18 protein-coding genes, 1 tRNA gene and 1 pseudogene are annotated in these 19,931 nt (G+C 68.4%); 17 read left to right on the top strand and 3 right to left on the bottom strand.

What is annotated here, in order from left to right:
• Nucleotides 1-64 precede the first annotated feature (64 nt).
• The 4 genes and pseudogenes from AC1DP3_RS03515 to AC1DP3_RS03530 all read left to right on the top strand — a co-directional run bounded on the left by AC1DP3_RS03515 (nt 65) and on the right by AC1DP3_RS03530 (nt 4,592).
• Nucleotides 65-1,879: an acetolactate synthase large subunit gene (locus AC1DP3_RS03515; RefSeq protein WP_477291332.1), complete on the top strand. Its 1,815-nt coding sequence runs from the start codon at nt 65-67 to the stop codon at nt 1,877-1,879.
• A gap of 3 nt (nt 1,880-1,882) precedes the next feature.
• Complete coding sequence (gene ilvN / locus AC1DP3_RS03520; RefSeq protein WP_477291334.1) at nt 1,883-2,392, top strand: acetolactate synthase small subunit; 510 nt, start codon at nt 1,883-1,885, stop codon at nt 2,390-2,392.
• Between the two features lie 65 nt (nt 2,393-2,457).
• Nucleotides 2,458-3,516: pseudogene (gene ilvC / locus AC1DP3_RS03525) on the top strand (ketol-acid reductoisomerase); the annotation flags it as partial.
• Between the two features lie 233 nt (nt 3,517-3,749).
• The gene (locus AC1DP3_RS03530; RefSeq protein ID WP_477291336.1) at nt 3,750-4,592 is read left to right on the top strand and encodes a peptidoglycan-binding domain-containing protein; all 843 of its coding nucleotides are present in this window, start codon (nt 3,750-3,752) and stop codon (nt 4,590-4,592) included.
• A 6-nt stretch (nt 4,593-4,598) separates the two neighbouring features.
• On the opposite strand, the gene AC1DP3_RS03535 is transcribed toward AC1DP3_RS03530, so the two are convergent.
• Nucleotides 4,599-5,438 (bottom strand): class II glutamine amidotransferase, encoded by an 840-nt coding sequence (locus AC1DP3_RS03535; RefSeq protein WP_477291338.1) that lies wholly within the window; start codon nt 5,436-5,438, stop codon nt 4,599-4,601.
• A gap of 104 nt (nt 5,439-5,542) precedes the next feature.
• Between AC1DP3_RS03535 and AC1DP3_RS03540 the strand changes: the two genes are divergently transcribed.
• The 3 genes from AC1DP3_RS03540 (at nt 5,543) to serA (ending at nt 8,204) form a co-directional block, all read left to right on the top strand.
• On the top strand, nt 5,543-6,085 hold the full coding sequence (locus AC1DP3_RS03540) for a DNA polymerase III subunit gamma/tau (protein WP_477291340.1): 543 nt from the start codon (nt 5,543-5,545) through the stop codon (nt 6,083-6,085).
• A complete protein-coding gene (locus AC1DP3_RS03545; protein WP_477291342.1) occupies nt 6,082-6,426 on the top strand; it encodes a bacitracin resistance protein in 345 nt (114 codons plus the stop codon). The genes AC1DP3_RS03540 and AC1DP3_RS03545 overlap by 4 nt, the downstream gene beginning before the upstream one ends.
• 173 nt (nt 6,427-6,599) lie before the next feature.
• Nucleotides 6,600-8,204, top strand: coding sequence for a phosphoglycerate dehydrogenase (gene serA / locus AC1DP3_RS03550; protein WP_477291344.1), 1,605 nt, complete (start codon nt 6,600-6,602; stop codon nt 8,202-8,204).
• A gap of 17 nt (nt 8,205-8,221) precedes the next feature.
• Here serA and AC1DP3_RS03555 read toward each other — a convergent pair whose 3' ends face one another.
• Nucleotides 8,222-8,767 (bottom strand): TetR/AcrR family transcriptional regulator, encoded by a 546-nt coding sequence (locus AC1DP3_RS03555; RefSeq protein WP_477291346.1) that lies wholly within the window; start codon nt 8,765-8,767, stop codon nt 8,222-8,224.
• 79 nt (nt 8,768-8,846) lie between these two features.
• Here AC1DP3_RS03555 and AC1DP3_RS03560 point away from each other — a divergent pair, with 79 nt between their 5' ends.
• The 6 genes from AC1DP3_RS03560 (at nt 8,847) to AC1DP3_RS03585 (ending at nt 15,713) form a co-directional block, all read left to right on the top strand.
• Entirely contained in the window at nt 8,847-10,394 is a 1,548-nt protein-coding gene (locus AC1DP3_RS03560) for an MFS transporter (RefSeq protein ID WP_477291348.1), read from the top strand.
• A gap of 30 nt (nt 10,395-10,424) precedes the next feature.
• Nucleotides 10,425-11,477, top strand: a complete 1,053-nt coding sequence (locus AC1DP3_RS03565) for a 3-isopropylmalate dehydrogenase (RefSeq protein ID WP_477291350.1) — start codon at nt 10,425-10,427, stop codon at nt 11,475-11,477.
• Between the two features lie 48 nt (nt 11,478-11,525).
• Entirely contained in the window at nt 11,526-12,632 is a 1,107-nt protein-coding gene (locus AC1DP3_RS03570; protein ID WP_477291352.1) for a branched-chain amino acid aminotransferase, read from the top strand.
• Nucleotides 12,633-12,899: 267 nt separating this feature from the next.
• Entirely contained in the window at nt 12,900-13,553 is a 654-nt protein-coding gene (locus AC1DP3_RS03575) for an FMN-dependent NADH-azoreductase (RefSeq protein WP_477291354.1), read from the top strand.
• A gap of 112 nt (nt 13,554-13,665) precedes the next feature.
• Entirely contained in the window at nt 13,666-14,433 is a 768-nt protein-coding gene (locus AC1DP3_RS03580; RefSeq protein WP_477291356.1) for a fumarylacetoacetate hydrolase family protein, read from the top strand.
• Nucleotides 14,434-14,477: 44 nt separating this feature from the next.
• The gene (locus AC1DP3_RS03585; RefSeq protein ID WP_477291869.1) at nt 14,478-15,713 is read left to right on the top strand and encodes an MFS transporter; all 1,236 of its coding nucleotides are present in this window, start codon (nt 14,478-14,480) and stop codon (nt 15,711-15,713) included.
• A 32-nt stretch (nt 15,714-15,745) separates the two neighbouring features.
• Here the strand turns inward: AC1DP3_RS03585 and AC1DP3_RS03590 are convergent, their stop codons facing one another.
• Complete coding sequence (locus tag AC1DP3_RS03590; protein WP_477291358.1) at nt 15,746-16,813, bottom strand: aminotransferase class V-fold PLP-dependent enzyme; 1,068 nt, start codon at nt 16,811-16,813, stop codon at nt 15,746-15,748.
• Nucleotides 16,814-16,895: 82 nt separating this feature from the next.
• Between AC1DP3_RS03590 and AC1DP3_RS03595 the strand changes: the two genes are divergently transcribed.
• From AC1DP3_RS03595 to AC1DP3_RS03610, 4 genes are all read left to right on the top strand, one after another.
• A complete protein-coding gene (locus AC1DP3_RS03595) occupies nt 16,896-17,858 on the top strand; it encodes a LysR family transcriptional regulator (protein WP_477291360.1) in 963 nt (320 codons plus the stop codon).
• A gap of 10 nt (nt 17,859-17,868) precedes the next feature.
• Nucleotides 17,869-19,383 (top strand): glutamate--tRNA ligase, encoded by a 1,515-nt coding sequence (gene gltX, locus AC1DP3_RS03600; RefSeq protein WP_477291362.1) that lies wholly within the window; start codon nt 17,869-17,871, stop codon nt 19,381-19,383.
• Between the two features lie 69 nt (nt 19,384-19,452).
• Nucleotides 19,453-19,524: transfer RNA gene (locus AC1DP3_RS03605), tRNA-Gln, on the top strand.
• A 113-nt stretch (nt 19,525-19,637) separates the two neighbouring features.
• Nucleotides 19,638-19,907, top strand: coding sequence for a hypothetical protein (locus AC1DP3_RS03610; RefSeq protein ID WP_477291364.1), 270 nt, complete (start codon nt 19,638-19,640; stop codon nt 19,905-19,907).
• The last annotated feature ends 24 nt before the right edge of the window (nt 19,908-19,931 follow it).

Raw genomic sequence — 19,931 nt, forward strand, 5'->3', positions numbered from 1 at the left:
TGACCGGTGGTTGAGTAGCGGCGCAGCCGCGTATCGAAACTCCGACTGATCGAGGATTCTCACCATGCCCGCCGAAACCACTGCGGCCATTCCACGGCCACCCGCTCGCGCTGCCACAGCGACCGCCCCCGCACCCGTGCTCACGGGGGCCCAGGCGGTCGTCCGATCGCTGGAGCTGCTGGGCGTCACCGACGTCTTCGGACTGCCGGGCGGGGCCATCCTGCCCGTCTACGACCCGCTCATGGACTCGACCGAGCTGCGGCACATCCTCGTGCGTCACGAGCAGGGCGCCGGTCACGCCGCCGAGGGCTATGCCGCCGCATCAAACAAGATCGGCGTCGCGATCGCCACGTCGGGTCCGGGTGCGACGAACCTCGTGACCGCCATCGCCGATGCGTACATGGACTCTGTTCCGATCGTCTGCATCACGGGCCAGGTCTTCTCGAACCTCATGGGGACGGATGCCTTCCAGGAGGCCGACATCGTCGGCATCACGATGCCGATCACCAAGCACTCCTTCCTGGTCAAGGATCCCGCCGAGATCCCGGGCGCGATCGCCGCGGCGTTCGAGATCGCGGGAACCGGTCGCCCGGGCCCGGTGCTCGTCGACATCACGAAGGACGCGCAGCAGGCGGAGGCTCCCTTCATCTGGCCGCCGAAGATCGACCTGCCCGGGTACCGGCCGGTCACCAAGGCGCACGGCAAGCAGATCCAGGCGGCGGCTCAGCTGCTCGCCTCGGCCAAGAAGCCCGTTCTGTACGTCGGCGGCGGCGTGATCCGCGCGCAGGCTTCCGAAGAGCTGCTGAAGCTGGCCGAGACGACGGGCGCGCCGGTCGTCACCACCCTCATGGCGCGTGGCGCGTTCCCCGACTCGCACCAGCAGCACCTCGGCATGCCGGGCATGCACGGCACGGTGCCGGCGGTGCTGGCGCTGCAGGAGGCAGACCTCCTCGTGTCGCTCGGAGCCCGCTTCGACGACCGCGTCACGGGCAAGGCGGCGCTGTTCGCGCCCCATGCCCAGGTCGTGCACGTCGACATCGACCCCGCCGAGATCTCCAAGATCCGCACCGCCGACGTCCCGATCGTGGGCGACCTGAAGGACGTGCTCGTCGACCTCGAGAGCGCGTTCCGCACCGCGGCAGCCGCAGCTGCTCCCGACACGGACGAGTGGTGGGCCTTCCTCGACGGGCTCCGCAACGAGTTCCCCCTGGGCTACACGCAGCCGTCGGACGGGCTGATGTCGCCCCAGTACGTCATCCAGCGGATCGGCGAGCTGACCGGGCCTGAGGGCGTCTACGCCGCCGGCGTCGGACAGCACCAGATGTGGTCGGCGCAGTTCATCAAGTACGAGCGGCCGAACTCGTGGCTGAACTCCGGCGGAGCCGGGACGATGGGCTACTCCGTCCCCGCCGCGATGGGAGCGAAGGTCGCGGAGCCCGACCGTGTGGTGTGGGCGATCGACGGCGACGGATGCTTCCAGATGACCAATCAGGAGCTCGCCACCTGCGCGATCAACAACATTCCGATCAAGGTCGCGATCATCAACAACTCGTCGCTCGGCATGGTGCGGCAGTGGCAGACGCTCTTCTATGACGGCCGCTATTCGCACACCAACCTCAACACCGGCCACGGCACCGTGCGGATCCCCGACTTCGTGAAGCTGGCCGAGGCCTACGGCTGCCTCGCGATCCGCGTCGAGAAGGAAGAGGACGTCGATGCCGCCATCCAGACGGCGCTCGAGACGAACGATCGTCCTGTCGTGATCGACTTCGTGGTGAGCGCCGACGCGATGGTGTGGCCGATGGTGCCGCAGGGTGTCAGCAACAGCTTCGTCCAGTACGCCCGCGACCACGCTCCGGCGTTCGATCAGGAGGACTGAGCCATGTCGAGCCACGTGCTGAGCCTCCTCGTGGAGGACAAGCCGGGTCTGCTGACCCGTGTCGCAGGGCTCTTCGCCCGGCGCGGATTCAACATCGAGTCACTCGCGGTGGGTGTCACCGAGGTGCCCGGACTCTCGCGCATCACCGTCGTCGTCGACGTCGACGAGCTTCCTCTGGAGCAGGTGACTAAGCAGCTGAACAAGCTGGTCAACGTCATCAAGATCGTCGAACTGGATGCCGCAGCATCCGTTCAGCGAGAGCACATGCTCGTGAAGGTGCGCGCCGACAACCAGACGCGCTCCAACGTGCTCGAAGTCATCAGCCTCTTCCGCGCGCAGGTCATCGACTACGCGCCGGACGCGCTCGTGGCCGAGATCACCGGCGACAAGGGCAAGGTCGAAGCCTTCCTGCGGGCCGTCGAGCCCTTCGGGGTCAAAGAGCTGGCCCAGTCGGGCCTCGTCGCCATCGGCCGAGGCGGCAAGAGCATCACCGAGCGCGTGCTGCGCGGCTAGAACCATTCACCCACCTCTCCGGTCCTGAGCACGTCCAAGGGCCGGGAACACGACGCCTCGACAAGCTCGAGGACCGATGTCAAGCAAGGAGAAACACCATGGCTGAACTCTTCTACGACAAGGACGCCGACCTGTCGCTCATCCAGAGCAAGAAGGTCGCGATCGTCGGGTACGGCTCGCAGGGCCACGCCCACGCGCAGAACCTGCGCGACTCCGGCGTCGAGGTCGTCATCGCGCTGAAGGACGGCTCGCGCTCGACCGAGAAGGCCCAGGATGAGGGCTTCGAGGTCAAGTCGGTCGCCGACGCCGCCGAGTGGGCGGACGTCATCATGATCCTCGCGCCGGACCAGCACCAGCGCTCGATCTTCACCGAGAGCATCAAGGACAAGCTGACCCCCGGCAAGACCCTCGCGTTCGCGCACGGCTTCAACATCCGCTTCGGCTACATCCAGGCGCCGGAGGGCGTCGATGTGATCCTCGTCGCGCCGAAGGCTCCCGGCCACACGGTGCGTCGCGAGTACGTGGCTGGGCGGGGCATCCCGGACATCATCGCTGTGGAGCAGGATGCCTCGGGTCAGGCCTGGGAGCTCGCGAAGTCGTACGCCAAGGCCATCGGCGGCACGCGCGCCGGTGTCATCAAGACGACCTTCACCGAAGAGACCGAGACCGACCTGTTCGGTGAGCAGGCTGTCCTCTGCGGCGGTGTGTCGCAGCTGGTCCAGTACGGCTTCGAGACGCTGACCGAGGCGGGCTACCAGCCGCAGATCGCGTACTTCGAGGTGCTCCACGAGCTCAAGCTCATCGTCGACCTGATGTGGGAGGGCGGCATCGCCAAGCAGCGCTGGTCGGTCTCGGACACCGCCGAGTACGGCGACTACGTCTCGGGCCCCCGCGTCATCGACCCGCACGTCAAGGAGAACATGCAGGCCGTTCTCGGTGACATCCAGTCGGGCGCCTTCGCCGAGCGCTTCATCGCAGACCAGGATGCCGGTGCCCCCGAGTTCCTCGCACTCCGCGAGAAGGGCGCCCAGCACCCGATCGAAGAGGTCGGCAAGGAGCTGCGCGGCCTCTTCGCGTGGAAGCAGCAGGACGAGGATTACGTGGAGGGCAGCGCGGCGCGCTGACATCCCCATCTTCGGGGACCGGCGGCGACTTCTGACCGAATCGTGTCCGGCTCCCGATTTCCGCGCACCGCGCGCATCATCTCGCGGTGCGTCAGGGCCGCCCCCTACGAAGGGGCGGCCCTTCTTCGTCGACTCCCCTCGCCGGCACATCGTCTGGCGGAGCAGGTCACGGCGCCGATAGCCTCGGATCAGGAGGATCGCTCCGATCCGGGGGAGACGGACGAGGAGCATCTATGAACGTCGAACCGTGGAGCACCGTCGCACAAGGCGCCTCAGGCGCCGTCGTGAAGGGCATTCAGTATCTGCTGAGGGCGCAAGGGCACCCGCTGGCGGCGGATGGGGCATACGGACCGATCACGAAGGCGGCGGTGAGCGCCTTGCAGACGGCGAAGGGCCTGCCGGCCGATGGCGTCGTGGGTCCAGCGACCTGGCCGTATGTGGTCGTGGCGTCGGGCATGGGAGCCATCGGCGACGAAGTGCGCGCCGTGCAGCAGTTCGGGCTGCTGCGATCGCCGGGTGACACCCTCCTGAGTATCGACGGCCACTTCGGCCCCCAGACCAAGGAGCGGATCGAGTTCTTCCAGGAATCGTGGGGTCTTGCCCTGGACGGGGTTGCGGGACGCGAGACGTGGTCGTTCCTCAGCACGCAGGTCCCCGGCGCGCGTCCCTGGCCGCTCGTCAAGCCCGGTGCCACCCAGGCGACCAACTGGCGCGTCCTGGCGGCACAGCACCTGCTGCGAGCGCACGGCGCCTCGATCGTCGCGGACGGGGTGTTCGGTCCCGCGAGCGGCGCGGCAGTGAACGCCTTCCAGCAGACGCTGCGCGCCGTCGAGATCTCCTCGACGATCGGGCAGCTCGACTGGCCGTCGCTCATCGTGACCGTGAAGGCCGGCGCTCACGGTGAGGCTGTGCAGGCGCTGCAGACCCTCCTGCCCGGCGACCTCGCGGTCGACGGGGTGTTCGGTGCGCAGACCGATGCCGCCGTGCGCGATTTCCAGAAGGTGTTCCTCCCACCGGACGATGGAATCGTCGGGCCCAAGACCTGGCACGCTCTCGTGGTGCGGCTTTTCGACTGATCGGAATCAGGCGGTCGCGAGGAAAGGTTCCGTGCGGAAGTCCTCGGCGTCGAGGATCGTGACGGTGGACTCCGCGACCTCGACGAAGGCGCCGGGCAGGTCGCTGAGCGGCTCCGACACCACGACGCGCGCTTTTGCGCCGAACGCCCGCAGCCGCTCGTTGTCGGGGTAGGTCTCCTGAAGAGTCGTCATGTCGACGGAGTGGAACAGCGTGCGGGAGCGTCCGGCCGTCGAATAGCGGAATGCCCACAGCGTGCGGCCGTCGCTCACCGCGAACGTGCCCTGGACAGAATCGCGGATGCCGTGCTCCTCGGCCGTGCGCTCGACCAGGCGGATCGCCCGGCCGAGTCCGGCGACGGGGTCCTCCTGCAGGCCGAAGGTCAGCGCCAGATGGAAGATCACCTCGGAATCCGTCGTGCCGCGGACGAGCGGGAAGAGCTCGGGATCCACCGCCAGCAGGAGGTCACGGCGGAGCCGCGAGAAGTGCGCCAGGCCCCCGTTGTGCATGAAGAGCCAGCGCCCGTACCGGAACGGATGGCAGTTCGTCTGCTGGATGGGTGGCCCCGCCGCCGCCCGCACATGGGCGAGGAAGAGCGGACTCTCTATCGAGCGCGTGAGCTCACGCAGATTCTCGTCGTGCCAGGCGGGCTCGATGCTGTGGAACAGCGCGGGCGGGGTGCCGGCGGGGGCATCCTTGCCGTACCAGCCGATTCCGAACCCGTCGCCGTTCACGGTCTCGAACCCGAGCGGCGAGTTGAGCGACTGCGCGACGAGGGAGTGCCTCGTCTCGAGGATCAGTGTGGACGGCTGGAGCGGCTCTCCCGCGTAAGCGAGCCAACGGCACATGCGACACCTCCGTCTGGCGGCGTCAGCGGCGGCGCCGTCCAAGGCGACGCTAGTCGTGAGGGCCTCTTCGTCATACCCCCGACGGGCCCCGCTACGCTGTTGAGGTGCCAGCCGGACGTGACGAGGATGCCCTGACATGGGACGGCGACGACGATCCCACCCTGGATGCAGGTTCGCGAGCGACCGTGCCGGCCGACGATTTCACCGCTTCGACGGATGCTGACCCCGACTCAGGCCCAGGCGCCGCGAATCCACTTCCGGACGGGTTCACCGCTGTCGGAAAGGGCAGCGAGGGCCTCCGGACGGCTCCGACCACCGACGGTGACGGCGAAGCTGCGGGGGAGAGCCGCGCACCCTTGAGCAATGCGGCGCTCATCGGCCTCGGCATCTTCGGCGGTGTCTACCTGCTGCTCACCATCGGATGGCTGCTGGGTGTCGCCCGGCTGCAGCTGGTCGCCGGGCTCTTCCTCGACGCCGTGGCCTTCCAGTTCGCCTTCTGGCTCGCTGTGGCCGCGCTCCCGCTGTGGTTCGTCACGGTTCTGTGGTTCACCCGGACCAGTGCGACGTGGCTGCGATTCTCCTTGCTCGCGGCAGGAGGCGTCCTCCTGATTCCCTGGCCGTTCGTCCTCGCAGGAGCTGCGCTGTGACCGCCGCTGATCTCTCGAGGCGCACTCCCCGCCTTCCGGTGTGGCTGATCGTCGCCATCGCCGGAGTCTTCGCCCTGCTCTACGCGTATGTCGTCTGGACCGCACTCGGCTTCCTGGTCCAGCAGGCGAGCGGTGTCGAGGGGCTCAGCGGCTACGGCTGGTTCGTCCTGATCCTGCCCGTCGTCGTGCCTCTGGTCGTCTTCGGGCTGGCGTTCGCCATCGGCTGGCGCCGGGGCGCGGGGCAGTTCTCGCTCGTCCTTCTGACCGGACTCGCCGTCGTGGCGGCGTTCTGGCTCAACGTCTTCGCCTACGCGGCGGCGTCGACGGCTCTCTACGGCTGAGCGGTTCAGCCCGCTCGACGGCTGAGCGCCTGACCGTTCTCGGCACCTGAACGTCGTCACACGGTTCGGGCGCGGGCCGCGCCCACGGTAGGCTGACACGGCCGGCCCCGGCGCTGTGCGGCACGGCATCCCACCGCCTCTGCCGTCGTGCACCGCTCCGAAAGTCTTCCGCTGTGTCCAAGCCTGTTGTCCTGATCGCCGAAGAACTCTCACCCGCCACGATCGATGCCCTCGGGCCCGACTTCGACGTGCGCAACGTCGATGGCACCGACCGCCCCGCACTGCTCGCATCGCTTGCCGACGCCGACGCGGTGCTCATCCGCTCGGCGACCCGCATCGATGCCGAGGCACTGGCGGCCGCCCCGTCGCTGAAGGTCGTCGCCCGTGCGGGCGTGGGGCTCGACAACGTCGACATCAAAGCGGCCACGAGCGCCGGCGTGATGGTCGTGAACGCGCCCACCTCCAACGTCATCTCGGCGGCCGAACTCACCGTGGGGCACATCCTCAGCCTTGCCCGCCACGTGCCGGCCGCCCACGCCTCGCTCGCCGCCGGCCAGTGGAAGCGCAGCTCGTTCACCGGTACCGAGCTGTTCGAGAAGACGGTTGGCATCTTCGGTCTCGGCCGCATCGGAGCCCTGGTCGCCGAGCGTCTCCGCGCCTTCGGGGTGCGGGTCGTAGGCTACGACCCCTATGTGACGCCCACCCGCGCACAGCAGCTTCAGGTCGAGCTGCTGTCGTTCGACGAGGTGCTCGCCCAGAGCGACTTCGTCACGGTGCACATGCCCAAGACGCCCGAGACCACCGGGATGATCGGCGAGGCGCAGTTCGCCATCATGAAGCCCACGGCGTACGTCGTGAACGTCGCGCGCGGCGGCCTCATCGACGAAGAGGCGCTCCACACGGCGCTCACGACCGGCGAGATCGCGGGCGCCGGCCTCGACGTCTTCACGAGCGAACCGCCCAAGGCCGACTCGAGCGCCGCACGGCTGCTCGACCTGCCCAACGTCGTCGTCACTCCGCACCTCGGCGCCAGCACCGAAGAGGCGCAGGAGAAGGCGGGTGTCTCGGTCGCCCGCTCCGTCAAGCTCGCCCTCGAGGGCGACCTGGTTCCGGATGCCGTCAACGTCGCGGGCGGTGTCATCGACCCGTTCGTGCGCCCGGGGATCGCGCTCGTCGAGAAGCTCGGCCAGTTCTTCACCGGTCTCGCCTCGGGTGCGCTCACGAGCCTCGACATCGAAGTGCGCGGCGAGCTTGCGGCGTACGACGTCAGCGTCTACCGCCTCGCGGCGCTCAAGGGCATCTTCACCAACATCGTCAGCGAGAACGTCTCGTACGTGAACGCGCCGCTGTTCGCCGAGCAGCGCGGCATCGAGACCCGACTCATCGTCGAGGCCGAGAGCCCGCTCTACCGCAACATCACGATCCTTCGCGGAACCCTGTCGGACGGCACCGTCCTCACGGTCGAGGGCACCCTCGCCGGCACCCGCATGGTTCCCAAGGTCGTCGGCATCAACGGGTATGAGATCGAGGTGCCCTTCGAGCGGTACCACGTGGTCATGCGCTACCAGGATCGCCCCGGGATCGTCGCGATCTACGGCAAGGAGCTGGGCGACGCCGAGATCAACATCGCCGGACTCCAGGTCGCCCACCCCGATGCGAGCGGGCGCGCCCTCTCGGTCCTCACGGTGGACTCGCCGGTGCCTGACGAGATCCTCGACGAGATGCGCAAGGCGGTCGGGGCCGACCTGTTCCGCCAGATCGAGATCTCCGAGGCCTGAGCGGCCACGGGCGCTGATCAGGGCCGCGCGGCGGCCTCGACGAGTGCCACGAGCCGATCGAGCGCGGCACCCTTCGGCACGACGCCGGCGACCGACTCACCGCCGAGCGCATTGTTGAAGTACAGCCCGTCGCTCACGAGCATCACGAGGTCAAGAGCCGCGGCATCCTTCGTGAACGGGCGAAGCGCGTCCTGCCACCGGTGACGCATCTCGTGCAGAGCCGCACTTGCGGCGCTGCTGCCGCCCTGCGCGAGCCGTGACACCGCGATGATCGCGCGGTCGAGCGGGTCGTCGTCCATGACCGACGTGCGCAGGAAGTAGGCGACCGGGCCCTCGGAGGCGGCCGCCATCTGGTCGATGTCGTCGGTGACGAGGCCGCCGAGACGCGCGATGAGTCCGGCCTCGAGCGCGTCCTTCGAGGCGAAGTGGTAGAGCAGACCGCCCTTCGACACGCCGGCCTCGCGGGCGGTGGCCTCGATCGTCGCGCCCCGCTCGCCGTTCTCGATGAGGGTCGCCTCGAAGGCGTCCAGCACGCTTTCGCGGGCGCGGGGAGGGCGGCTCATGGCTCGATCGTAGCGAGGGTGCGCGCTGGCGCCTTGCACACCTGAGGTGTTACTATACCGGCTGGACGGTTTACTAATGATGACTCTCACTCAAGAACTTCGCATCGCCGACGCCAACGCCACCAAAGTCGGGTGGCGCGGCTGGGCGGCGCTCGTCGTGCTCATGCTCCCGGTGCTGCTCGTGTCGGTCGACAACACGGTCCTGAGCTTCGCACTGCCGCAGATCGCCCTCGATCTCGAGCCCACGGGCGTGCAGCAGCTCTGGATCATCGACGCCTATCCGCTGGTCCTCGCCAGCCTGCTGGTGACGATGGGCACGCTCGGCGACCGGTTCGGACGGCGACGGATGCTGCTCATCGGCGCCACCGGCTTCGCCACTGTCTCCGCTCTCGCCGCTTTCGCGCCGACCGCGGCCGTGCTCATCGCGGCGCGCGCGCTCATGGGCGTGTTCGGCGCGATGCTCATGCCCTCGACCCTCTCGCTTCTGCGGAGCATCTTCACGGACCGCGACCAGCGTCGCCTCGCCATCGCGATCTGGGCCTCCATGTTCTCGGCAGGGTCGGCACTCGGCCCGATCGTCGGCGGGTTCCTCCTGGCGCACTTCGCGTGGGGATCCGTGTTCCTGATGGCCGTGCCCGTGCTCGTGCCGCTCCTCGTGCTCGCACCGCTCCTCGTACCCGAGAGCCGGGATCCCCACCCCGGCCGCATCGATCCCCTCAGCATCCTGATGTCGCTCGGCACGATGGTTCCCATCGTCTACGCGATCAAGGAGCTGGCTGTGCACGGGTTCACCGTGACGATCGCGGTCCTCTTCGCCGTCGGCGTCGGGTTCGGCATCCTGTTCGTCCGTCGCCAGCTGCGCGCGGACACGCCGATGCTCGACATGCGCCTCTTCGGCCGCGGGTCGTTCACCGGCGCGCTCCTCGTCAACCTCCTGAGCGTCGTCGCGCTCGTGGGGTTCCTCTTCTTCGTCGCGCAGCACCTGCAGCTGATCATGGGCCTCACCCCGCTCGAGGCGGGCTTGGCGCTCGTGCCAGGACTCGCGGCCATGATCGTGGCCGGCCTCATCGTGGTGCCGATCTCGAAGCGCTGGTCGCCCCGGATCATCGTGCCGGCCGCCCTCACTCTGTCTGTCGTCGGGTACGTCATCGTCGCCGTGACCGCCGGCGAAGGCACGACCGCGGCGATCACGGCCGCGTTCGTCGCGCTGGGCATCGGGATCGGCATGGCCGAGACCGTCTCCAATGAACTCATCCTCTCGAGCGCGCCGCCCGAGAAGGCCGGCGCGGCGAGCGCCGTGTCTGAGACGGCCTACGAGCTGGGCGCGGTCCTCGGAACTGCCGTGCTCGGCGGCCTCCTCACCTCGCGCTATCGAGAGGGACTTGTGCTTCCCGACGGCCTGACGGCAGACGCTGCCGATGCGGCACGCGAAACGCTCGCGGGCGCGATGCACACGGCCGACTCCCTGGGCGGCGCACTCGGAGAGGCGGTTCGGGATGCCGCGGCCCACGCCTTCGACGCGGGTGTCACGGTCACGGCGCTCATCGGCGCGGTCCTGGTCGCTCTCGCTGCCGTCATTGCGGCGGTTACGCTGGGAAGGTCCCGCACCGCGCCGGCCGATCACTGACCCGCGGCGCATCCCCCAGCAAGGAGAGCAATGTCGCGTGTCGTGAAGCTCGCTGTCATCCCGGGTGACGGCATCGGCCCCGAGGTCATCACCGAGGCCGAGAAGGTGCTCGACGCCGCCACGGCGGGGAGCGGCATCCGTTTCGAGAAGACGCATTTCTCACTCGGTGCGGCGCGATTCCTCGAGACCGGCGACACGCTGACCGATGGCGATCTCGAGTCCATCAAGGGGCACGATGCGATCCTGCTCGGAGCCGTCGGGGGAGTGCCCGGCGATCCGCGACTGAAGAACGCGAACATCGAGCGAGGGCTGCTGCTCACGCTGCGGTTCGAGCTCGACCACTACGTCAACCTGCGCCCGTCGAAGCTGTACCCGGGAGCCCCGGGCCCGCTCGCGGATCCGGGCGAGATCGACTTCGTCGTGGTGCGCGAGGGCACCGAAGGTCCCTACGTCGGCAACGGCGGGTCGATCCGGCGAGGGACTCCCCACGAGGTGGCCAACGAGACATCCGTCAACACGGCGTTCGGCGTGGAGCGCGTCGTCCGCTACGCGTTCGACCTCGCTGAGCGCCGTGGCAAGAGGCTCACCCTCGTGCACAAGACCAACGTCCTGGTGCACGCGGGGGGCATCTGGAAGCGGCTGGTCGATCAGATCGCCGAGGAGCACCCCGAGGTGACCGTAGACTACGTGCACGTCGACGCGGCCACCATCTACCTGGTCACGAACCCCGGTCGCTTCGATGTGATCGTCACCGACAACCTCTTCGGGGACATCCTCACGGATCTGGCAGGCGCCGTCACCGGTGGCATCGGCCTCGCCGCTTCGGGCAACATCAATCCCGACGGCACGTTCCCCTCGATGTTCGAGCCCGTCCACGGTTCGGCGCCTGACATCGCAGGACAGCAGAAGGCTGATCCCACCGCCGCGATCCTGTCCATCGCCCTGCTGCTCGACCACCTCGGGCTGCGGGACGAAGCACACCGTGTCACCCGCACGGTCGAGGATGACATCGCCCAACGCGGAGCCTCCGCACGGACCACAGCGCAGATCGGCGACGCCATCGCCGCGGCCCTCCAGGCGTAACCTGGTAGCGCGCCCACGTCGCCGCAGACGACACAGTCAGGACACGACATGACCCTCATCGATTCCGACCCCGACACCGGACTCGCCCCCCTCGAGTTCGCCGTCACACGAAATCTCGCCGCGAAGAGCCCCGCCCAGCGCGAGGCGATCCTCGTCGATCCCGGCTTCGGCACGAGCTTCACCGACCACATGGTCGATGTCTGCTGGTCGGTCCGCGGCGGCTGGCACCGCCCACGCGTCCAGCCCTATGGCCCGATCACCCTCGACCCCGCCGCCGCGGTGCTGCACTACGGCCAGGAGATCTTCGAGGGCATCAAGGCCTACCGGCACGCAGACGGCTCGATCCACACCTTCCGGCCCGACCAGAACGGCCGCCGGCTGCAGCGCTCCGCCCGTCGCCTCGCTCTGCCCGAGCTGCCGGTCTCGTATTTCCTGCAGTCGCTGCGCGAGCTGATCGCCGTCGACGGCGACTGGGTGCCTTCGGGCGAGGACCAGAGCCTGTACCTCCGCCCGTTCATGTTCGCCAAAGAGGCGTTCCTCGGAGTGCGTCCCGCACAGAAGGTCGCGTACTACCTGATCGCGAGCCCCGCGGGCGCCTACTTCAAGGGCGGCGCCCGGCCGGTCTCGATCTGGCTGAGCGAGGAGTACTCGCGCGCAGGCAAGGGCGGAACGGGTGCGGCCAAGACCGGCGGCAACTACGCCGCGAGCCTGCTGCCGCAGTCCCAGGCGTACGAGAACGAATGCGACCAGGTGGTCTTCCTCGACCAGGACCGCAACGTCGAAGAACTCGGCGGCATGAACGTCGTGTTCGTCTTCAAAGACGGCACGATCGTCACCCCTCAGTCGGACTCGATCCTCGAGGGCATCACGCGCGACTCGATCCTGCAGCTCGCCATCGACCGGGGCCACAAGGTGGAGGGTCGAAACATCTCGCTGGATGAGTGGCGTCAGGGCGTGGCGTCCGGTGACATCGTCGAGGTGTTCGCGTGCGGTACCGCCGCGGTCGTGACACCCATCGGCGTGCTCAAGGGCAAGGACTTCCTCGACGAGCAGCCCACCGGGTCGCTGGCGCTGTCGCTTCGTCAGGAGCTGACCGACATCCAGTACGGGCGCGCCGAAGACAAGCACAACTGGCTCGTGCGTCTCGACGCCTGACCCTTCCTCGACGACATCGAGTCTGAACCGCCTCCTGCCCGCCGGCAGGAGGCGGTTCTGCATTCCGGGCGTGGCCTTTCTTCGCCATGCCGGCCGTCGATGTCCCGTCGCGCAACATCGCCGATTCCACTAACGTGCACAGCAGATGCCTCATCGAACGCGATGAGCACCATCGGTCGGAACATCGCGGTTTCCCCAGCACTCCGGACGCGACCGCGTCGGCCAGCTCGAATCGTCACCATTCGCTCTGTCTCCTGGGGAAGCATCATGAAACTGCTGCACATCATCGCGAGTCCTCGACTCGCGGGCTCAACGACGCTCGGCATCTCCGAGCATTTCCTCCGCCTCCTCAGCGAGAGTCACCCAGACCTGTCGATCGATACGCTCGACCTCTTCCAAGCCGACCTTCCTTCCATCGCCGGCGACAACATCGAGGCGAAGTACACCCTGCTCTCGGGGATGCCCATCGGCCGCGAGCATGTGGAGTCGTGGCACACCATCGAGAACGAGATCGAGCGGTTCCGGGCGGCCGACGTCTACGTCCTCTCCTCCCCGATGTGGAACTTCGGCGTCCCGTACGCACTGAAGTACTACATCGACTGCATCGTGCAGCCGGGATACCTGTTCAAGTTCGACGAGCTGGGGGTCGTGCATCCCCTGCTCGAGGGCAAGAAGATGATCGTCATATCGTCGTCGGGGAGCGACTACACCGACGGGAGCCCCGCGCAGCCATACGACTTCTTCGAGCCGTACCTGCGCACGATCTTCGGCTTCGTCGGGATCTACGACATGACGTTCGTCCGCGCACACGGGGTCGACAGCGGCCCGGCTGTGCGGGCCGCCAGCATCGCGCAGGCGACCGAGGCGGCGGGTCTTCTCGCGGCGTCGCTGAGTCCGGCGCCGCCCGTGGCTGCCGCCTGATCCCGGAGCCGCTTCGAGTGATGTGCGGGTGCGGTCTCTTCACCTGCTCGCTCCGACCTCTCCCGCCCCGCGCCGCCGGACGGTGAGACGGTGGGCTCGGTAGGCTGACCGGGTGAGAATCGTGCGCTTCAGCCATCAGGACGCGATCAAGTTCGGCATCATCGATGAGGACGAACTCGTTGTCCTCGCGGGGGATCCGCTGTTCGCCGGGTTCGACACGACCGGCGAGCGGGTGTCCGTTCGCGACATCGCACTGCTGGCGCCCGTCATCCCGCGCTCGAAGGTCGTCTGCGTCGGGCGCAACTACCGGGACCACGCGGCGGAACTCGGCAACGATGTGCCGACGGCGCCGATGCTCTTCTTCAAGCCGAACACTTCCGTCATCGGACCGGGTGACGCCATCGTGCTGCCCCCGCAGTCGGAGCGGATCGACTTCGAAGGGGAGCTTGCAGCGGTCATCGGTCGCGTCGCGAAGAACGTGCCGGCAGAGAGCGCGCTGGATTACGTCTTCGGCTACACGATCGGCAACGACGTGACCGCGCGCGACTTGCAGAAGACGGACGGCCAATGGGCGCGCGCGAAGGGGTTCGACACCTTCTGCCCGCTCGGACCCGCGATCGAGACCGACTTCGATCCGACAGGCGACGCGGTGGTGACCACGCGCGTGAACGGCGAAGTCCGCCAGCAGGGCCCGATCAGCGACATGATCTTCTCCCTCGCGGACGTCATCGCGTACGCGTCGGCCGCGTTCACGCTCCTGCCGGGCGACGTCATCCTGACCGGCACGCCCGCAGGCGTTGGACCCTTCGTGGCCGGTGACACGGTCGAGGTCGAGGTGACCGGACTCGGCATCCTTCGCAACACCGCGCGAAAAGCATAGGAAGCGCGGTGCGGGGCGGAGACGGCGAAGTCCCGACCCTCGCCATGGTCGCCGCGGTACAGCGGCGAACCGTCCGGGTCCTTTCGGCCGGGCAGGTTCTGGGCGGAGTCGCGTTCGGGGCGACGCTGTCTCTGGGCGCCGTCCTGGCGGCCGACATCTCAGGCGACGATTCGCTCTCGGGACTCGCGGCGGCGTCCGTGACGTTCGGCACGGCCCTCTTCGCGGTGCCGCTCGCGGCACTCGCTCGCCGGGCAGGCCGCAGGTGGTCTCTGACGACCGGCATGGCGATCGCGCTCGGGGGAGTCACGCTCGTCGTGGCGGCCGGGGCCACGCGCGTGTTCCCGCTCCTGCTCGTCGCGTTCCTCCTCATCGGCGCAGGGCAGACGGCCAACCTCCAGTCGCGCTTCGCCGCCACCGATCTCGCCACGGATGCTTCGCGCGGACGCGCTCTGTCGATCGTCGTGTGGGCGACCACCATCGGTGCCGTGCTCGGCCCCAATCTCGCCGGGCCGGGCGAAGCGATCGGTCGCGCTGTGGGGATGCCGCCGCTCACGGGCCCGTATCTCTTCACCGTGATCGCGCAGCTGCTCGCCATCGCCCTCTATCTGTCCGCGCTGAGGCCCGACCCGCTGCTCGTCGCGCAGCGTGCGGCATTGAGCAGGGAGCGCGCGCAGGGCATCGACGCGATCCTCAAGCCCGACCGCCCACGGGCCGCCAAGTACGCCATCCTGACCGTCGCCGCCTCACATGGGGTGATGGTCTCCGTGATGGCGATGACGCCCGTGCACCTTCTCCACCATGGCGCCGAGCTGAGCGTCATCGGGTTCACCCTGAGCCTGCATATCGCCGGCATGTACGCGCTCGCGCCTGTCTTCGGCATCCTCTCCGACAAGTTCGGGAGGATCCCGACCATCATGATCGGGCAGGGGCTTCTCGTCGCTGCTCTGCTCACGGCCTCCTTCGGACAGGAGTCGACGACCGCCGTCACCGTCGCCCTGATTCTGCTCGGCCTCGGCTGGAGCGCCTCCACCGTGGCAGGGTCTGCGCTGCTCACCGAAGCATCGTCGGAGAAGATGCGCACGAGGCGTCAGGGTTTCAGCGACTTCGTGATGAGCATCGTCGCCGCCTCCGGCGCAATCCTCTCGGGTGTCGTGCTGGGCTGGATCGGGTACGGCGGTCTCGCGCTGAGCGTGGGCGTCGCGGTGGTGGTGGTGTGTGCGCTTTCGCCGATGGCGTTGAGGATGTCGCGTACTGCGGCCGCGCCGCCGGCGTCCTCCTGAATCAGACCGGGGGAGTGGAGGCGCGCGCCGTGTCAGCGCCCCAGCGCCCGAAGGGCGAGGTCGACGTCCTCAGCGTCGTTGAAGACGTGGAAGGCCACGCGCGCGCGTCCGAAGCGACCCGACGCGGTGATTCCGGCGGCGCGGAGCCGCGCGAGGTCGGACCCGTCCGGATCGGCCCAGGTGACGATCGCACTCGGGCGGTCGGGCAGCTCGAGGTCCATCGCCTGCCGGAACCGCGTCGCGAGCCCCGTCGTGTAAGCGGCGACGGCCTCGGCGTCGAGCGTGGTGAAGTGCTCGAGCGCCGGCTCCGCGCCGACGAAGGCCTGCCAGGCGGGCGACACGTCGAAGCGGCGCGCGTCAGCCGCCAGCCCGAAATCCCCGCCGTAGCAGGACGACCAGGGATCGGCTCCCGCATACCAGCCGGCGAAGAGAGGCGCCACCGACCGCTGCAGCTCTTCGCCGAGCGCGAGGAACGCGACCCCGCGCGGTGCGCACAGCCACTTGTAGGCGTGGCACACGAGGGCGTCGAACCGGGATGCGTCCACCGGCAGCCACCCGACCGCCTGAGTCGCGTCGCAGAAGGTGCGCGCGCCGTGACGACGCGCGGCCTCGACGATGCTGTCGGCATCCGCCCGCTCACCCGTCGCTGACTGCACCAGCGAGAACGCCACGAGCGACGTCTCCCCGCCGATCGCGTCGGCGAGGACGTGCAGGGGGACCGACCGGACCCGGATGCCGCGCCCGGCCTGCACGAACGGCATGATCATCGAGGAGAAGTCGCACGCGGGCACCACCACCTCGCCGCCGTCCGGCACGGCGGTCGCGAGGAGCGCCGCGAACACCGAGATCTGCGACCCGATGGCGACCCGGTCAGCCGTCGTGTGGACCAGTTCCGCGAAGAGGCCGCGCGATCGTTCCACCGTCCTGCTGTACGCGGAGATATCGACCATTCCCCGTGAGGCTGCCTCGACGTCGGCGATGACCGCGGCCCGGGTCGCCCGTGAGGGGAGGCCGGTGGTGCAGGCCGCCAGATAACCGCGTCCGCCGTCGAACGAGTCATGCGCGACGGCGAGGGACGAGTGATCGAGGGCGGTGCTCATGCATCCAGCATCCGTCCCCGGTCATCCATTCGTCTACGGCAGGTATTGCATGCCATCTATGCGTCGCGCTTATGCTTGACGTGTGGCCTCTGCAGAACGCGATGATGATCCCGACCTTGACCCGCAGCTGCTGCGGCTCGTCAAGGCGATCGCCGACGAAGGCTCGATCACGGCGGCGGCCGACGCCTTGGGGTACAGCCAGCCTGCGGTCAGCCAGCAGCTCAAGCGCGCCGAGGTGCGGCTCGGGCTCGCGCTGATCGAGCGGGTCGGCCGCGGGGTGCGGCTCACCGAAGCCGGCCGCGTGCTTGCGCGACATGCTCCCTCGGTCACTTCCGCCCTGGATGCCGCGGCCGGCGAGCTGGCGGAGCTCCAGGGCCTGCGGTCGGGGCGCGTGCGGCTCGTGGCCTTCCCCTCGGCGTCTCCCACGATCGTGCCGAGACTGCTCGCCGACGTGGCGGAGAGGCATCCCGGAATCACGGTGACGTACGTCGAGGGAGAGCCTCCCGAGGCGGTGCAGGCGGTGCGGGAAGACCGCGCCGACATTGCGTTGACGTTCAGCTATCCTGGCGACCGCGAGGACCCGCACGGCTCGAGCGCGCGGGGCCTCTCGGTGCACGCGGTGGGCACTGACGACCTGCTCGCGGTTCTTCCGGTGGGGCACGCGGCTGCGGGAGAGGACCAGCTGGATGTCGCCCGGCTGGCCGACGAGAACTGGATCGCCGGCTGTCCCCGCTGCCGCGGTCATCTGCTGGAGCTCTGCGGCCGCGCGGGGTTCGAGCCGCGCATCGCGTTCGAAACCGACAACTTCGTGGCTGTGGAGGGTCTCGTGGCCCAGGGGATCGGCGTGGCGACGCTGCCCCGGCTGGCGGTCGAGTCGTTCCCGCAGCTCCCCGGGGTCGTCGTCCGTCCCCTGCCGGCGGGGGAGCGGCGTACGCTGCACGTGGTGACGGCGCACCGGGCCGAGCGCGTCCCGCCCGTGCGTGCGACGCTGGCGGCGATCGCCCGGGTGCTTCCTCCACCGGGGCCCGCGGCATCGCGCACCTAGAATGGGCAGGATGTCTGCCGCACCCGATCCCCGCACCACGAGCGCGTCCGGCGCCGATGTGCGCGTCCGCTTCTGCCCTTCGCCGACCGGTCTTCCGCACGTCGGAATGATCCGCACCGCCCTGTACAACTGGGCCTACGCGCGCCACACGGGTGGCAAGATGATCTTCCGCGTCGAGGACACGGATGCCGCCCGCGACAGCGAGGAGAGCTACCGCCAGCTCGTCGACGCGCTGACCTGGCTCAAGATCGACTGGGACGAGGGTGTCGAGACCGGCGGTCCGCACGCGCCCTACCGGCAGTCCGAGCGTCTGGACATCTATGCCGATGTGCTGCAGAAGCTGATCGACTCCGGTGCGGTGTACGAGAGCTACTCGACGGCGGAAGAGATCGATGCGCGCAACGAAGCCAACGGCCGCGCGAAGCAGCTCGGCTACGACAACTTCGATCGCCAGCTCACCGACGAGCAGAAGGCGGCGTTCCGCGCCGAAGGCCGGGAGCCCGCGTGGCGTCTTCGTGTGGCGGACGCCGATGTGACATTCGTCGACCTCATCCGGGGCGAGGTCACCTTTCCCGCCGGCTCGTTCCCCGACTTCGTCGTCGTGCGGGCAGGCGGACAGCCTCTCTACACGTTCACGAATCCGGTGGACGACGCGCTGATGGGCATCACTCACGTCATCCGGGGCGAGGACCTCATGCCGTCGACCGCCCGACAGCTCTCGCTCTACACCGCGCTCATCGATGCCGGAGTGACGTCGTTCGTGCCTCGCTTCGGGCACATGCCCCTCGTGCTCGGCGAGACGGGAACCAAGAAGCTCTCCAAGCGCGACCCGCAGGCCGATCTCTTCCTGCACCGCGACCGCGGGTTCATCCATGAGGGTCTGCTGAACTACCTGGCGCTTCTCGGGTGGTCGATAGGACCCGACCGCGATGTCTTCTCGCTCGCTGAGTTCACCGCCGCGTTCGACATCGCCGACGTGAATCCCAACCCCGCACGCTTCGATCAGAAGAAGGCGGAATCCATCAACGGAGACCACATCCGGATGCTGGAGCCCGCCGACTTCGCGGCCCGACTCGTCCCGTATCTCGCTGCCCAGGGATTCGTGACCGAGCCGCCGAGCGAGAAGGATCAGGCGATCATCACCGCCGCGGCTCCCTTGGTGCAGGAGCGCATGCAGCTCCTCGGCGAGGCGCCCGGACTCCTCGGGTTCCTGTTCGTCGACCAGGTCGTGCATGAGGCGGATGCTCTCGCGACGCTCCCGGCCAACGCCAATGAGGTGCTCATCGCCTCGGTGGCCGCGCTGGAGCTTGTTCCGGAGTCCGAATTCCGGACCGCCGCCCTGCAGGAGGCCCTGTCGTCGGCGCTGATCGAGGGACTGGGGCTCAAGCCCCGGGTCGCGTATGGCCCGCTGCGCGTCGCCGTCAGTGGGCGCCGCATCTCGCCGCCCCTGTTCGAGTCGATGGAACTGCTCGGCAAGACCGAGACGCTTCGCCGTCTGGCGGGTCTCGTGGAGGCCCGCGGCTGACGTCTCGGTTTGGCGGAGGCCGCCGGATCGGGTAAACTCGATCTTCGGCACGACTTCGGTCGAACGCCTTGGGGTATGGTGTAATTGGCAACACGGAGGTTTCTGGTACCTTTGTTCTTGGTTCGAGTCCAGGTACCCCAGCTTTAGAAAACCCCCGCTCAGCGGGGGTTTTTCTGTTCCTGCTCCACGTTGTATGCCCTCCTGCTCCACCCGCGCATGGTGCTTCCCACCGGCCGGCCTGTAATGTGCGGCGTATGGAGGAGCACCGGATCCCGCACCCCACCCGCGGCTACGTCGCCACGGCGTGGACTGTCGCCCTCCTCATCGGCGCTGCGGTCGGCGCAGGTGCCGGACTTCTCGCTCACGATCCGATGCTGGGCGTCATCGTGGGTGTGACTGCCGCTGCCGTCATCGGCTTCTCCGTAGTCCTGGCCGCGCGACGAACCGGTCGTGAAACAATCGAGGCTGCGCCGCCGTGGACCGGGGACGCAGGCATCCGGCACCACAGCGGCGGCGCACTCTGAAGGTCGGCCCCCGACGCGTTCAGC

This window comes from Microbacterium sp. P5_B6 (genome assembly GCF_056400345.1).